The 14566-nt window shown below is 67.0% G+C and carries 15 protein-coding genes; 8 read left to right on the forward strand and 7 right to left on the reverse strand.

The window, feature by feature from the left end:
* Positions 1–123 precede the first annotated feature (123 nt).
* Genes AB0M95_RS18360 through AB0M95_RS18370 form a run of 3 tightly spaced genes read left to right on the forward strand, consistent with a single transcriptional unit; the run spans position 124 to position 1778 of the window.
* Complete coding sequence (locus tag AB0M95_RS18360) at positions 124–393, forward strand: hypothetical protein (RefSeq protein ID WP_363765745.1); 270 nt, start codon at positions 124–126, stop codon at positions 391–393.
* Positions 386–982, forward strand: a complete 597-nt coding sequence (locus AB0M95_RS18365; protein ID WP_363765631.1) for a DUF6879 family protein — start codon at positions 386–388, stop codon at positions 980–982. Before AB0M95_RS18360 ends, AB0M95_RS18365 begins: the two co-directional genes overlap by 8 nt.
* A gap of 19 nt (positions 983–1001) precedes the next feature.
* Positions 1002–1778, forward strand: a complete 777-nt coding sequence (locus AB0M95_RS18370) for a DUF6082 family protein (protein ID WP_363765634.1) — start codon at positions 1002–1004, stop codon at positions 1776–1778.
* A 41-nt stretch (positions 1779–1819) separates the two neighbouring features.
* Here AB0M95_RS18370 and AB0M95_RS18375 read toward each other — a convergent pair whose 3' ends face one another.
* The 3 genes from AB0M95_RS18375 to AB0M95_RS18385 are packed head-to-tail and all read right to left on the reverse strand — an operon-like array spanning position 1820 to position 2913.
* Positions 1820–2215, reverse strand: a complete 396-nt coding sequence (locus AB0M95_RS18375; RefSeq protein WP_363765637.1) for a hypothetical protein — start codon at positions 2213–2215, stop codon at positions 1820–1822.
* A gap of 30 nt (positions 2216–2245) precedes the next feature.
* Positions 2246–2455 carry a hypothetical protein gene (locus AB0M95_RS18380; RefSeq protein WP_363765640.1) on the reverse strand — a complete coding sequence of 70 codons (210 nt, stop codon included), beginning with the start codon at positions 2453–2455 and terminating at the stop codon, positions 2246–2248.
* A 38-nt stretch (positions 2456–2493) separates the two neighbouring features.
* Positions 2494–2913, reverse strand: a complete 420-nt coding sequence (locus AB0M95_RS18385) for an ATP-binding protein (protein WP_363765643.1) — start codon at positions 2911–2913, stop codon at positions 2494–2496.
* Positions 2914–3178: 265 nt separating this feature from the next.
* Here AB0M95_RS18385 and AB0M95_RS18390 point away from each other — a divergent pair, with 265 nt between their 5' ends.
* Together AB0M95_RS18390 and AB0M95_RS18395 are read left to right on the forward strand one after the other, a co-directional pair.
* Positions 3179–3997 carry a helix-turn-helix transcriptional regulator gene (locus AB0M95_RS18390; protein ID WP_363765645.1) on the forward strand — a complete coding sequence of 273 codons (819 nt, stop codon included), beginning with the start codon at positions 3179–3181 and terminating at the stop codon, positions 3995–3997.
* Between the two features lie 22 nt (positions 3998–4019).
* On the forward strand, positions 4020–4223 hold the full coding sequence (locus AB0M95_RS18395) for a DUF397 domain-containing protein (protein ID WP_363765748.1): 204 nt from the start codon (positions 4020–4022) through the stop codon (positions 4221–4223).
* A 61-nt stretch (positions 4224–4284) separates the two neighbouring features.
* Here the strand turns inward: AB0M95_RS18395 and AB0M95_RS18400 are convergent, their stop codons facing one another.
* Positions 4285–8310, reverse strand: a complete 4026-nt coding sequence (locus tag AB0M95_RS18400) for a DNA methyltransferase (protein ID WP_363765647.1) — start codon at positions 8308–8310, stop codon at positions 4285–4287.
* A 179-nt stretch (positions 8311–8489) separates the two neighbouring features.
* Positions 8490–11090, reverse strand: coding sequence for a DISARM system SNF2-like helicase DrmD (gene drmD, locus AB0M95_RS18405; RefSeq protein ID WP_363765650.1), 2601 nt, complete (start codon positions 11088–11090; stop codon positions 8490–8492).
* 19 nt (positions 11091–11109) lie between these two features.
* On the opposite strand from drmD, the gene AB0M95_RS18410 reads away from it, so the two are divergent.
* From AB0M95_RS18410 to AB0M95_RS18420, 3 genes are all read left to right on the forward strand, one after another.
* Positions 11110–11346 (forward strand): hypothetical protein, encoded by a 237-nt coding sequence (locus tag AB0M95_RS18410; protein ID WP_363765762.1) that lies wholly within the window; start codon positions 11110–11112, stop codon positions 11344–11346.
* Positions 11347–11484: 138 nt separating this feature from the next.
* Positions 11485–12102, forward strand: a complete 618-nt coding sequence (locus AB0M95_RS18415) for a DUF6461 domain-containing protein (protein ID WP_363765653.1) — start codon at positions 11485–11487, stop codon at positions 12100–12102.
* A complete protein-coding gene (locus AB0M95_RS18420) occupies positions 12099–12365 on the forward strand; it encodes a hypothetical protein (RefSeq protein ID WP_363765656.1) in 267 nt (88 codons plus the stop codon). Before AB0M95_RS18415 ends, AB0M95_RS18420 begins: the two co-directional genes overlap by 4 nt.
* Here the strand turns inward: AB0M95_RS18420 and AB0M95_RS18425 are convergent, their stop codons facing one another.
* Positions 12366–13667, reverse strand: coding sequence for an NtaA/DmoA family FMN-dependent monooxygenase (locus tag AB0M95_RS18425; protein WP_363765659.1), 1302 nt, complete (start codon positions 13665–13667; stop codon positions 12366–12368).
* Positions 13664–14566: a sulfurtransferase gene (locus tag AB0M95_RS18430; RefSeq protein WP_363765662.1), complete on the reverse strand. Its 903-nt coding sequence runs from the start codon at positions 14564–14566 to the stop codon at positions 13664–13666. The genes AB0M95_RS18425 and AB0M95_RS18430 overlap by 4 nt, the downstream gene beginning before the upstream one ends.

The raw sequence follows: 14566 nt of genomic DNA on the forward strand, positions 1-14566 counted from the left end.
CCGAACATCCGAAAAGTGCCTTTTGGACGGCACCCTGCGAGTCGGATGTCGCCCCGGCGTTCGTTGTCTGTGATCATCGAGCGTGGGAGACTACGGACATCGCCCTGACAAATGGAGGACGCGATGGTCCGGCCATGGGAAGCGAACCCTTCGGCTGAGTTCAAACGCCGTATCGGCAGATCGGCGCTAGAACTGGGCAACACCAACAGCAGTCCATCCTGTCCAGACATCTGGGAACTGGACAATGGCGACTTCGCCGTCATCGGCCGCGATGTGACGGTTTCCTACACAGGACGCCTGCCCAGCGATGTATCCGTCGCCGCCGATGAGCGCATCGTTGTAATCCCTCATAACATGCTCATCGCCGCAAAACCGGAGATTCCTCATGCTTGACCGGGTCCGTGGCGTCCCTGGCCATCGTCTGGGGGCCGCCGCCTATCTCGACGAATTCTGGCCCTACTTCGACAGGCTCGGCGGCGGAACGTTGTGGAAGCTGGAGCGCGCGCAAAGCTTCCAGGAGCCCGACGTCCCGAGTTGGGTCGCCATGATCGGAGGCGGCTGGGAACGCGCGCTGGCTCTTGTGGAAGAGATGCGCCCGACCGTCCATTCGGACCCGGGCCAGGACCTGCGCAGGCTGCGGATCGTTGACAAGCCGGTGACCCCCTACCTGCAGTGGGAGATGCAGATCCTGAAGATCCGGGTGGAGGCCGGTGAGAAGATCCGGGTCCTTCCCGTCGAATCCGTGGCCCACCTGGAAAGCGCCGCCGAACTGCCGGAAGTGGTGATTCTGGGCGGGCTGACCATGTACGAGGTCCTGTACGACGACGCCGGAATCCTCGCCGGCGGCCGGCGTATCGACGACCAGTCCGTGCTCGACGCCTGCCGTGCCCAACTTGCGGAGCTGTATGACAAGGGCGAGAATCTACTGAGCTATTTCGAGCGAGAGATCGCGCCTCTCCCACCCCCGACGGTCGCGACCTGATCGGACGGTATTTCGTTCCGTGCCGCAAAATAGCCTTTCCGCCCGGTTACTGGCACGCGGCTTCCCCCGAGGCGCCCTCATCACCGTCCTGCTCCTGATCGTGATCACTCTGATCTCCACACTGGTCGCACTGTCCCCGCTTGCGCTCAACTGGCTGGATGGGCGGGCCGGTGACTGGGAACGCCTCAGCTTCATCGGCCAGACGTACGGCGCGGCCTCGGCGCTCCTATCCGTCCTCGCCCTCATCGGCGTCTCCGTGTCGCTGTTCCTCCAGGCACGTGAGGCCAAGGCCACCCGCGAGCAGGCGCTGCGAATGCTGCACGCCGATCTGATGAAGATGGCGATGGAAGACCCGCTCTACCGGCACGCCTGGGGTCCGTTCTTCGACTCCGATGACCACGACGGGCCACGCGAGCACATGTACGTCAACCTCATCGTCTCGCAGTGGTCCATGGAGTACGAGTTGCGCACCATCACCGACGAGCATCTGCGCTCCATCGCCCACGTACTGTTCTCCGGACCGGCGGGTCGCCGCTACTGGAACAACGTGCGGGATCTCCGGATCACCAGCACCTCCACCCGCCGTGAGCGCCGCTTTCACGAGATCCTCGACGAGGAGTACCACCGCGCCGACCCGCCTCCCGTGCTTCCTTCCGCGCCGGGGCCGGACTTCCCTCGCGCATCCGTGAAGCGGTGGGGCCGGTTCGTCGTCGCGATGCTGGTGGGTGCGGCGTCGGTCGAAATCCTGCACCGTCGCGTGTCCGCGCGTCGCCGGAAGGGTCCAGCCCGAGGCTGACCATCGGTCGGATGGACCTTCCTGGCTCGACCGTGAGTTCGTCAGGCGCCAGGATCGCCGTCGTCCTCCTCGTCCTTCTCGTTCTCCTCGTGCGCGGAGAGGAACTGGTCGACGCTGATCGACAGCCCCTGCAGGATCTGCTCGCGGGATTCACCGGTCACCTGCTGAAGACGACCGATGAGGAGCCCGGTGGTCAGCAGGGAGGCCTGCAAATACTGGTTGAGCGTGGTGCGTGCGGCGATGGTGGAGGCGTCCAGCGCCTCGGCGGCAACGGCCCGCTGCCAGGCGAACCGGTAGGGGCGGAGTCTGGGGTTGAGATCGATCGGGCCGTTCACCTTGGAGATCAGGCGAGGTCGCTCCTCCATCGACAGTGATCGATCGCCCGTGATGGTGAGAATGCGAAGCCACCGCTCTGTCGTCTCTCGAAACCAGCCCATGACCGTCACTGTGAACAGGGAAGCGCCGAATCACAAGGCGTCCCTCATCTCGTCCTCGACCTGACGAATGAGGGCGAGCAGCCTTTCCGGTGTCGTCGCCTGGACGATCAGGTTCGTCGCGAGGGGCCGGCGGGAGAAGGCGCAGAACTTTCGCCGCCAGGGCGCCCACATGATCACCCAGTCGGGGGTGTCGCGCTGGAGCGCGTCGGCGACCTGGTACAGCTCGGCGTCAAGTCTCAAGGGGCGACCTCCGGAGCTGGTCACGGACACTACGCCGATCAGCGCGAACTCGCCTGGATCTCGGCCCAGACGACCTTGCCGCCGGTCCGGGGACGGCGGAACCCCCACCGGGTGGCGAAGGCCTCGACCAGCAGCAGGCCGCGCCCTCCCTCGTCGTCCGGGTCGGCGTCCTCGCGTCGCGGGGGCTTGTCGCTGGAGTCCCACACCTCGATCACGGCGTGTGCGCTGGTGAGGTGGAGGCTGATGCAGATGGCGTTGAGGCCGTTGGACAGCTCGCCGTAGCTCGGGCTGTCGGTGGACAGGCCGGTCGCCTTGACGGCGTTCGTGCTCAGCTCGGATACCACCAGCTCAGCGGCCTCGATGAGGTGGGGAAGCTCCCATGCTCGCAGGAGGTCGTGGACGTGCCGGCGGGCGGTGCGTACCGAGCCGGGGAGTGCCGCCAGCGCGAGGCGGCTCATCGGGGGTGGCTCCATCGCCCGGACGCGCGTTGTGTTCACGGTGCTGCCCCAATCGGGAGAGATCTTGGACAGGAGGGGGCGGTGCCGAGTTGATGCCCTTGAAGTACGGGGTTCGGCCACGCCGTATCGCGACGATGGGTAATCTAATGACTACTGTGCGTTCGCGTCAAGGGAAAAGCAAGGTAGGCGTTCGCGTTCGCGGCATCAGAGAGAGGACCCCCATATGTCACCCCGAGGTCACACCCCGACCGTCCGGCTTCGGCGCTTGGCTTCCGAGCTGCGCAGACTCCGCACCGCTGCGGACCTGACCAGGGAGGAGGTAACCGAACGCACCGGCATCAACGGGGCGACGCTCTATCGCCTTGAGACGGCCCGCGCTCGTCCTCAAGCACGCACGCTCAAGGCTCTCCTCGACTTGTACGACGTTGATGGTCAGCAACGTGGTGAACTCGCCGCGCTGCTCAAGGAGTCCAACGAGCGTGGCTGGCTGCACACGTTCGAGCCGGAATTGCCCGATCAATACGCTGCCTACATCAGCTTCGAGCAGGAGGGTCGACGCCTTCTCAACTTCGAGTCGCTGTTCGTCCCGGGGCTACTCCAGACGGAGGACTACGCCCGTGCCGTCATCCGAGGAACACTGCCTATGGCGAGTCGGGATGAGGTGGACGGACGTCTCGAAGCCCGTATGCAGCGCCAGGCGCTGCTCGTGAAGGACGAGCCGCCGCATCTGTGGGCGGTCATCGACGAGGCCGTTCTCCATCGCCATGTCGGCGGCGGCAAGGTCATGCGCGCGCAGCTTCAAAGGCTTCACGACGCTGCCGACCAGCCCAACGTCACCCTTCAGGTGGTGCCGTTCGTCGGAGGCGCGCATCCCGGCATGCACGGCAGTTTCATCATCATGCAGTTCGAGCGGGGAAACGCCGACATCGTCTACCTCGAAAGCATGACCAATGACCTATTTCTGGAGAGCGAAACGGACATAAAGCGGTACAATCTGGTGTTTGAACATCTTCGGGCTGTCTCCTCAAGTCCAGCGGCCACACGTGCCCTGGTGGCTGCCGTGCTCGCGCAGGAGCTGAAGTGAGAGGAAGTGCTGGATGTCAGTGATGCCCGACCTGTCCCGCGCCGTCTGGCGCAAAAGTAGCCGAAGTGGCGGGAATGGCGCATGCGTCGAGGTAGCTGTGGTCGGTGACATAATCGCCGTTCGTGACAGCAAAAAGCCCCGTGGCGCTGTGCTCGCCTTCGGCTCCGGCGGATGGCACGCATTCCTCGGAGGCGTGAAATCCGGCAAGTTCGAGGTGACTGCCTGATCGATAGGAAGAGCAGGGAACCGAAGGTCAGGGTCTCTGCTCTTCCTCTTGCTCCTTGATTTCAGAACAGGGCACCTTCTGGCGGGAACAGGCCGTCGTCGAGGACTTCCTTTAGCTCGGGCTCCGTTTGCGTACTCTGGGCGACTGTGCGCGGAGCGGACGCGCCTGCGGAGGGCGCACTTATACGGCTTGCGCCTGGCTTCTTGGGCCTCGACTTTTTCTTGGGGCGCTGGATGCCCTCTCGCATTTCTTGCTGGTGGCGGTAGTGGTTGAGCGCCAGAAGCTTGTCCAGGACCACGGCCTGGGCCGCCGGGCTGATCGTGAATCGGGTACCCTGCCGAGTCCCGTGGAACCCGTGTCCGAGTTCGATCTCCCCCCAGGGCGGCAGTGAAGCAGAGGGAATCTTAGCCTCAAAGGCTCGTATGGCAGGCTCTCGATCCTCGTCTAACGCGTATGCCTCCAGCACGGTTCTGTCCAGTTCGGCATGGATCTCCCGAAGTTGACTTATGTCGGGCGCTGACTCGGATTTGTTGTGGAATAGGTTGTATAGCGCAGTCAATCCAATGCGTCGCTTCGACATTACGGTCGTGCGAAAAACGTTTAGCTCATGGCCGACCTGTTGCATCTTCTCCGTCGGATGGGGCTGGGGAAGGGTCTCATACACGTCTGAAGGAGAGTAATTGAGGTCTGCCTTCATGGTGGATGAATGACGCCAAGCCCAGTGGTAGTGAAAAGCGCTAGAGGGTAAAGATAATATTGATAGTCGATCGGTAGAAAATATGCAGAGTTTATGTGCGAGGACTTGCTTAGCGGTGACAAGGGATGGCATAGCCAATCGGCTGACCAGTGCGATCGCAATAACTTGATCTAGATCGGTGATTGCGTCGAGCATGGCCGGGCGCTTCTCGCCGTACTGCCACCAGTAGTCGCGGTAGGTCTTTCGATTGTTCAATAGACGGATCGGTTTGACTTCGCGCTCTACAATGGCGAACGGTTCAGGGTAGTCCTGAGACTTCTCGATGCTCCAGTCGTGGAAGTTGATGATCCAGCGACTTGCCGAGGAATCCCAGCGCTGGTTGAGGTCTTCGCCGGTCAGGTATGGAAAGAGGACGTCCTTGTTTCGCGGATCTCGGTCGATTAGCGCCTGAGCTGCGTCGGGTTCGAGGATGAAGCCTTTGCCGAGCACGTAGGATCCGATGAACGAATGATCGGCGTTGGCGATCAGTCGGAATGGGTTGCCGGTGACGCCGGATTTCTCGTCAAGGGATGGCGTGATGGCGGTCACGTCACGCCCGTCGAGGATGAGGCGCTCCTGTCTGCCCGTGTGGCCGGCCCAAAGCAGGGACACTTCCAGCGACGCCGTTCCGATCCATGGCTGGGACTTAACCGCGCGATAGATGGCCCATCCGTCCGCGTGTACCCGATCAAGGCCGACCTCGCGGGTATCCCCCTGGGCGATCGTATTCGTGGCGATGATGCCCGTGCGACCCGCCGTGGTAAGTGACAGGTTGCGAAGGAGGAAATAGGAGCACAGGTCCGCGCTGCCGCGTTTGCCGTGCGCGAGCCATTCCACCAGGTATTCGCGGTAGTCGTCGCCGACGCTGCCGGTGAGTTTTTGCCCGCCGACAAATGGCGGATTGCCGACGACGGCGTCGAAGCCGCCGTGGCGCATCGCCTCGGGGAATTCGAGCAGCCAGTGGAACGGGCGGATCGGGTGGCGCCGGTCGGTGAGCGTGGCGGTGGTGAGTTCCCGGACGCGGTGCGAGGCGTCGCGGGCGGCGGGCGTCGGCTCCTCCTCGCCGTCTTCGGTGGTGTGGACCTCGAACGACGCTTCGACATCCTCGGCCAACTCGGCCAGGCGCCTGCCGTACTCGTCCCGGTCCTCTTGCGCCTCCCAGTGCGGCCGGCGGTTCTGCTTCTTGTCGGCCGCAGCGGCCAGCGCCGCCGCGACCACTGCGTCAGCGGCCAGGCGGAGGCGGCTGGTGAGGTTCTCCGTTCGAGACAGCTTGCGGGCGAGGTCCTTACCGTGTTCGGCGTCTCGGATCGGCTCGGCCTCGATCTGCTTGCGGAGCCCTTCCACCTGCTTCAGGACGGCTTTCGTGGTGTCGGCCAGGGTGTTGGTCAGGCGGGAGTTCTTGGCGCGTCCCGCCACCGGGTCGAGGTCGAAGGCGGTGAGCTGGTCCTCGGAGACGACCCCGATCAGGGAATCACCACAGCGGAGGGCGTGGTCCAGGAATGAGAAGGGCTTGTCCTTGGCCAGGGTGACGAGCCAGAGCGACAGTTTGGCCAGCTCGACGGCCTGTTCGTCGCGGTCGACGCCGTAGATGGACGAGGCGGCCACCCGGCGTCTGGCTTCGAGCACCAGGTCGTCCCGGTCGGCGTCGGGGCCGACCGCGTCCACGATCTCGTCCGGCAGCCCGTCCCGGTCCCACGCCTCGATCACCCGGTCGGCCAGGTAGCGGCACGCGGACACCAGGAACGCCCCGGACCCCATTGCGGGGTCGAGCACCTTGAGCTCGATCAGCGCCTTCCACGGCCTGGCCCGCCAGACCCCCTGCTCCGCTCCGTCGGCGGGACCGGGGGAGTAGCACAGAGGGGCGAGGGTGTGCTCGACGATCTCCTCGGCCAGCTTGCGCGGCGTGTAGTGGGTGCCGGTGGAGCGCCGGTCGTCGACCTTGGTGATGATCAGCGATCCGGCGGGGAAGACGGTCGGCCACTTGCGGAGATCACGCCGGAGGAGTCCGGCGAACTTCGCGGCGCGCTCGGCGAGATGCCGATCGTTGTCGACCGCCGTGTCCAGGTTTTCCACGTCCGTGATGTCGGCGGCGAGTGCCTTGCGGACCTGGGTCGCCGACGCGTCGCAGGTCTTGCGCACCCAGGCGGCGAAGTCGCGTTCCCGCTCGTACGCCTGCTCCACGGCGGCGAGCGGCAGCTCGGGCTCCTTCTTCCCGAAGAGCCCGACGTACGGTTCATCGACACGTACGCAGGAGAACTCCAGCAGGCCCTCGTAGACGTGGCCGATCTGCTCGACGTTCAGTCCCTTGTAGCTGAGCCGCTCGGCGCCCTTGCCCGGCCGGCGCAGCATCAGCAGCGCGTCGAGGATCTCGTGGACGACCAGGTCGGTCACCCGCATGTCCGGCAGCCACGGGAAGCGGTGCGGGTCGAACAGCGTTCCGCCGTAGGGAGGGACGCGCATCTCGTCGTGCTCGCTGCCGCCGTACACGGCCGCGAAGGTGGCGAGCAGGCGCGGCCACGCCGCGGCCCGCCGGTCACCGAGGACCTTCCCGTGCCGGGTGCTGTCGTCGTTCAGCAGGTCGTACAGCCCGCCGACGGAGTACGACCGCGCGTACAGCTCAGATCCGACGGGCAGCAGCTTCTGGTCCTCGGCGTACAGCAGGAAGACCAGGCGCATCATGACCGATAGCGCGGCCCGGTAGGCGTCACGAGGCGTCACGTCGGCCAACAGGGCGCGCCCGGACTCGCGGTCGAGCCGGGAGAGCTCGCCGACGAGCAGCTCGACGGCGCGCAGCACCTGCGAGCCGAGCGTGTTCGTGATCTCGGCCTGAGCTTCGGCGCTTCGCGTGAAGAGCGCGGCGAGGCTGTCGGAGTGCGAGCCGTCCGGAGTCCGCGGCGGCTTGAGGACACGCTGCGCGCTCAGCAGCGTGGCGAAGGCGCGCAGCAGGTCGCGTTCCTCCAGCCACAGGTCGGCGTCGAAGACGACCACGGTGGGCGCCTCGCCGGCGCGGGCGTGCACGAGGACCCACAAGGGGCCGTTCGTGAGCAGCGCGAGCGGGATACCGCGCCTGCGGCACAGGTCGGTCGCCTCCTCGACGGCGGAGCGCTGCCGCTTGCCCGCTTTGGTGAGGGCCTCGTTCCAGGGGCGGCGGTAGATGTGCATCCGCTCGGCGGAACCGTCCGGGCTGAAGGCCACCGCGTCCGGCCGCGCGCGGGTGTCGTCCGGGCCGAACGGCCGGACCTCGTCGGGCAGGCGCTCACCTTCCGCGATCGCCGGCCCGGCCAGCCGGAGCAGCTCGCGCAGCACCAGCTCCTGCCAGCCGTGGTTGAGCACGTCGGGCGCCGCCCGCACCTCGTCCCAGGCTTGGCGCAGCCGGGCCAGGGTGTGGCCAGGGATCGTGTCCAGGCCCTGGGGCAGCGCTTCGGTCAGGACGGGGACGGCGATGAACGGGCCGTCGGGCCGGAGCAGGCCCACCCATTCGGCGTGCTGGTCGGAGACCGAGGGGACGGGGGGTCTGCGGTGGGGGGGCATCAGATACCTCGGTTGGCGATCGCGGCGGGCACGAGAAAGGTCACGGCGGCAGGGAACCAGCGCACGGCCGGGTTGGCGTATCGGCGGCGGATCGCCTCGGTCTCCTCCCGGAGCTGTTCCGGGATGGCGGCCAGGCGTTCTTCGAGGGCTTCGCGGTCCCTGTGCAGTTGCTTGCGCTCCTCTTCCAGCTCGAACAGGCTGGGCTGCCAGTAGCCGGAGTCGTCGAGCGTCGCCCGGATGGTGCGTTTCAGCTCCTCCAGTACCGCCGCCATCGCCGTGACGTCCTTTTCGCAGCGCTCCGCCAGGTCGGTGGCGATCCTGTTCTTGCTGCGGTTGGCCCGGTCCTCAAGGGCGGAGGAGAGGCGGCCGGCCAGTTCCGGCCACATGGCGGTCAGCCGGTCCAGCACCGGCGCCGCCGGCGTCTCCGTGGTGGAGGCGCCGAGCCAGTCGTTCAGGTCGTCGGCCCGCGCCCGGGTGAACTTCCCTCCGACCAGGGTGCCGCCGGCCACGATGACCTGTTCGTGCAGGCGCGTGCCCTCGTCTCCGGTGACGACGACCCGCATGTGCGCCGCCACGGCCGGAGTGCTCAGCAGGTCGCCGGATACCACGCGGGCGGTGACTCTGGAGAGCTTCGTGCCGCCGATGCCCACGCCCGACCACAGCTCGGCGCGAAGCAGCTCAAGGCATCTCTGGACGAGCTGGTTGCCCAGGTGGAGCAGCGCGACGTCGGTGCGCTCGGCCGCGGCCTCCTGGTCGAAGGTGACCACCCGCTCCACGCCGGTGACCGGATGGCGCAGACCGTCGTTCCTGGCCGCCGCCCAGGCGCCGGGGAGGCTTGGCAGCCGGAAGCAGCGGGCGTTCAGGCCCTTGGGCGGCTCGGCCTCGGTTAGATCCTTGTTGTGCGCGAGGCGCAGCGCCGTCCGGACGACCCGCTCGACGGTCTCCGGCGACAGGTTGAGCTTGGTCCGGCTGCCGTGCAGCGCATTGGTGAGGTTCTCCAGATCTCGGGCCAGCTCGCGGCGGATCTTGAGCTCGGCCTTGCCCACCCGGCTGGTGATCTCGACGTCGGCGGATCGCCAGTCGGCGTTCCTGCCGAGCATCTTCCGCTCGACCTGGGCGGTGATCACCTGCCCCGCGCTGCCGAGGTCCTCGCGGATCTGATCGACCTTCCTGGCCGCCACGTGCAGGAACTGCAGCTCGTCCTCAAGGGATCCTTCTGGGGCGGTGTCCCAGCCGTGCGGGAGGAAGTGGAAGATGTCGACCTGCGGGGCGGGCTGGCCGTGCCGGTCGACGCGGCCGTTGCGTTGCTCCAGCCGGTTCGGATTCCACGGGATCTCGAAGTGGAGCAGTCGGTGGCAGTGATCCTGGAGGTTGATGCCCTCGCTGGCGGCGTCCGTGGCCACCAGGACGCGCATGGCGTCGAGGTCCGGGGAATCGCGGAAGACCTTCTTGATCCGGTCGCGTTCCTTGTCGTCCATGCCGCCGTAGAGCTGGGCGAGGCACTCCTTCGGGTAGCCGGCGCCGAGGAGCCGGTCGTACAGCCACCGCTGGGTGTCGCGGTACTCGGTGAAGATGATGACGCGCTCGTCGTTCCACTTGCCGCCGGGACGCACGATCGGGTCGAGCCAGGCGCGCAGCGCCTCGAACTTGGTGTCCGGGCGGTCCTGGGCGGCGCGTGCCCACGCGCGCAGGTCCTCAAGGAGGCGTCTCTCCTCCGCGGTGAGCGGGGGCAGCACCTGGCGGGCAGCCGTGAGGGCGGTCTGTTCAGCCTCGTGGTACGAGGCGTCGTCGTCGGCGGTCTCGTCGAGCCGGTCGATCAGCGGGCGCAGGACCCGGCCACCTGTGCTCTCTTCGATCGGGAAGGCGTCGTCATGGTCGCGCGCCGACATGGTTTCGAGGTGCTTCTCCACCGTTTCGGCGAAGGCCTTGGGGGAGGAGAAGAGCCGCTTCTTGAGCAGGGTCGTCACGAAGTCGGCGGCGGTCTTCTGCGCGTTGCCGTGAGCGACCTCCCGGCGGCTCTGGGCGTACCGGGCGAGCTTGCGGTGAGCGGCCCGTTCCTCATCCGAATACGTCACTTCAATCGAATGCAGGACACGAGTTGGGAAAAGCGGCGAACCATCCCATTTAGGGGGTAACTCCCGCTTCAGGCGACGCACCATGACCCGTGCGAGTTGCTCCGGATTCGGTGGCACGCCCCGGGCGAACCGTTGGTCGTCCAGCATTTCGAGCAACGCCGTCCAGGAGTTCTGGTACCCGTTGTGCGGGGTGGCCGACAGGAAGAGCCGGTGCTCGCAGTGTGGAGCCAGGGTCCTGATGGCCTCGGTCCGGTCGGAGTCGACGGCGTACTTCCCCCGCGTCGCCGGCGCGCAGGTGTGCACCTCGTCCACGACGAGCAGGTCGAAGGCGCGAGGGTACTTCGGTGCGACGGGCAGCACGTCGCGCAGCAGCCGCAGCGGGCGCTCCCGCTTGAGCCAGTCGACGCTGACGATCAGTCGGGGGAAGTGCGTCCACGGGTTGGCGTACAGGCCGCGAGAGCGCCGGAGCTCCTTGAGAAGCCGGGCGTCCACAATGCGGAAGTCCAGGCCGAACTTGTCGCGCATCTCGTCACGCCACTGGAGCGTGAGCCCGGCGGGGCACACGATCGTCGATGCCGCTATTGCGAAATTCGAGCATCACACCCATGCCGGCCTGCATCTGGAGAAGCTCGAAAGCGCGCTCGACCCCAACGTCCGCACCATCCGCATCGACGTTTCCTGGCGAGGAGTGGTGCTCGCCCCCGCGACCGGAGGCGTCTTCTGCCTGGTCGAGGTGCTCCCGCTCTTCACCCTGAACGGCACCGTCTGCACGACCAAGTAGCCGCGTGGCGAGGGGGCCGGTCTCCGCGACCGGCCCCCTCGTTGAGATCTACGTTGTAAAGGACCTCGGAAGCTTGTGCCGGGCCGCACAGGCGGTGGCGCGGGCGAGGTGAATGCACTCAACGGAAGGGGCCTGACCTTGCTCACCGAGATCGAGACGCACTACAGGGGGCTGATCGAGCGCAGCCCTTCCCTCGGAGAGCTCTGCCTGACCTGGTGCCAGGCGGCCTCGGCCGACCAGGTGGTCCAAGCTCTCGACGTCGACGTGCTCGACGTCACCGTGAGCGATCTGAGAGACCTGGTCGATGAGTCGTACGAGGACCTTGAGGAGGGCAGGCTGGGAAGGTTCCTGATGTTGGCCGAGGAACCGCCCTGGTTCCTCGCGATGGAGTTGTCCGGCGATCGAGCTTTCGGGGCGCTTGAGCGGCTCTCCACCGGCGGCGAGGCCGTATGCCTGATAGGCAGTGAGACCCTGTATCGGTTCAGGTTGTACTACGCCCGCAAAGGGCGCCTCGTGTGCAGATTCTCCCACGGAGAAGACATCTGGGGCGACACGGCACCCATCGAGAAGCACCTCACCGGCCTGTGCCACTTGCACGAGAGATACGCCGACGTTCAGGATGGCCGCGGCCCGGGAGGGGGGCTGCTGGAGGACTGGCGCGTCCACGCGTCCATCCTGATGGAGCGGATCACCGGCGTTCGCTTGTCTTTCGACCTGCTGGGACGAAAGCACGCGCTCTATCGCCTCCGGGGGTGACCACGCGCGGATTGATCGTGCGGAACCCGGCCTTGTCGTACGGCCGTCCACCGGACGGGCGGCCCGACCTGATCTACCGCACCGACACCAGGGGCAGGGGCCGGGTGGTGCGCAAGGCGAACACGCCGGTCAAGATCATCGGGGTGGTGTTGATCCCGCTCGGGTTGGTCGCTGTCGCGCGGTCGCCCTCTGGCAGCGGCCCGGCCGGAGCCGCCGGGACCGCTCCGGCTTCTCCGGCCGGTTGTGATCTTGGCCGGTTGTGATCAGGCGTCGAGGCCGAGCTGGTGTTTCAGGGTGCCACCGGTGGACTGCTCGAACAGTCCGCGCCGGCGCAGCTCGGGCAACACCGACCTGAGGAAATTCGGCCCGCTGGTCTGGGTGATCTGGGGCAGGATGATGAAGCCGTCGGCGGTGCCGGCGCGGAACCACTCCTCGAAGTGGTCGGCCACCTCGACGGGGTCGCCGGTGATGCTGGACACCCCCTGTCCGCCGTCCAGCCGTTCGATCAGGTCGCCGATGGTCTTCACCTCACCGCGGTCGATCAGCTTCCTGATCATCACCAGTTGGGTCTGGAACTGGTGCCGGTCGGTCGGTTCCGGCAGCGGCGGGACGGGTTCCTCACGTGCCAGCCGGGTGAGGTCGGTCTGCAGGATACGGGAGATGCCGGCCAGCTTCTGCTCGTAGGGCAGCAGGTCCTGCAGCTCGGCTGCCTTCTCCCTGGCCCGGGTGCCGCTGTCCTCGACCAGGACCCGGATGCCCAACAGCACCTTGACCCGGTCCGGGTCACGTCCGGCCGCTGCTGCCCGCTGCTTGATGTCGCGGTAGAAGTCCTGGGCGTCGTCGAGGGACTGGCTGATCGTGTAGACGACGTCGGCCCGGCCGGAGGCGAATTCCCTGCCGTCCTGGGAGGACCCGGCCTGCACGATGACCGGGCGGCCCTGCGGTCCGCGCGGGGAGTTGAGCGGGCCGGTGACCCGGAAGTTCTCGCCGACGTGGTCGATACGGCGCACCGCACCGGGCCGCACGAACCGGTTGGCGCCGGCGTCGAGTTCGAGCGCGTCGTCGTCCCAGGAATCCCAGAGCTCGGTGATCACGTCGGCGAATTCGTGGGCCCGGCGATAGCGAGCACCGTGGTCAGGAAGACGATCGAGTCCGTAGTTCCGGGCGGCCGCGTCGCCGGTGCTGGTGACGATGTTGATCCCGGACCGTCCCCGGCTGATGTGCTCCAGCGAGGCGAACTGCCGGGCCACCGTGTAGGGGTGGCTGAAACTGGACGAGACGGTCAGGATCACGCCCACCCGGCTGGTCCGGGCCGCGATGGCGCTGAAGAGGGTGAACGGTTCCAGCCCGAGCACCGGGGCGTGGGTGTTGTCGGGGTCGTGCGACACCCCGTCAGCGATGAACACCGAGTGCACGCCGGCGTCCTCGGCCAGCACGGCCAGGTGCGCGTAGTACTCGAAGTCGTTGGCCCTGCGCGGGTCGGTGTCCGGATGGCGCCAGGCGGCGTGGTGATGGCCGATCGTGTCGATGTTGAAGGTGAGCAGCATCCGCGGGTGATCGCTCATCGTCCGGCGGCCTCCTGCCCCTGGGGATCGTCACCGGTGACCAGCGGCAGCCCGTGCGCGGCCCAGTCGGTGAGCGAGCCGTCGTACAGCCGGCCGGGGACGCCTTCCTCGTGCAGAGCCAGCAGCACCAGCGTCGCCGAGATCCCGCTGCCGCAGTAGGCGACCGGCTCCTCGGCATCGAGCGCGGGACCGAGCACGTTCCGGGCATCGGCTCCGCGGCGCAACCGTCCGGTCTCGTCCAGCAGTGACTCCCAGCCGACGTTCACCGCGCCGCGGATGTGTCCCCGGCGGGCCGAGTCGCCGCTCTCGCCGGTGTAGGACGGACGGGCCAGCGCGTGCACCAGGGTGCCGGCCCGATCCCCGGCGCTGATCCGGCTGACCTGGTCGCGGTCGAGGTAGACGTCTTGTGGGGTGACCGGGCCGTAGCCGGGTTTCGGCTGCCAGTCCGCCGCGCCGGTCTGCAGTTCCCGTCCGGCCTGCTGCCAGACCGCCAGGCCACCGTCCAGCACCCTGACGTCCGGATGGCCGATGTTGCGCAGCAACCACCAGAGCCGGCTGGCCCAGCGGTTGCCGTCGCTGTCGTAGCTGATCACCGTGGTGTCCCGGTCGATGCCCAGCCGGGCCGCCGCCTCGGCGATCCGCTCCGGCGCCGGGGCGGTCAGGGGCAGCGGCGCGGACGGGTCGGAGAAGTCGTTCAGCAGATCGGCGAAGCGAGCTCCGGGGAGGTGTCCCTGAACGAACCGCTCGGCGCCGCTGACCCAGCGTGGTGCGCCGTCGACGGTTTCGTGCAGCACGGTGGCGTCGACCACGACAAGAGCATCGTCGCTCAGATGATCGGCCAGCCATTGATCGCTGACGAGTGCGGACGGGGGTGGTGAGGCGGATGGGGTCTGTGACAT

This window comes from Sphaerisporangium sp. NPDC051017, assembly GCF_040683095.1.
Taxonomy (GTDB): domain Bacteria; phylum Actinomycetota; class Actinomycetes; order Streptosporangiales; family Streptosporangiaceae; genus Sphaerisporangium.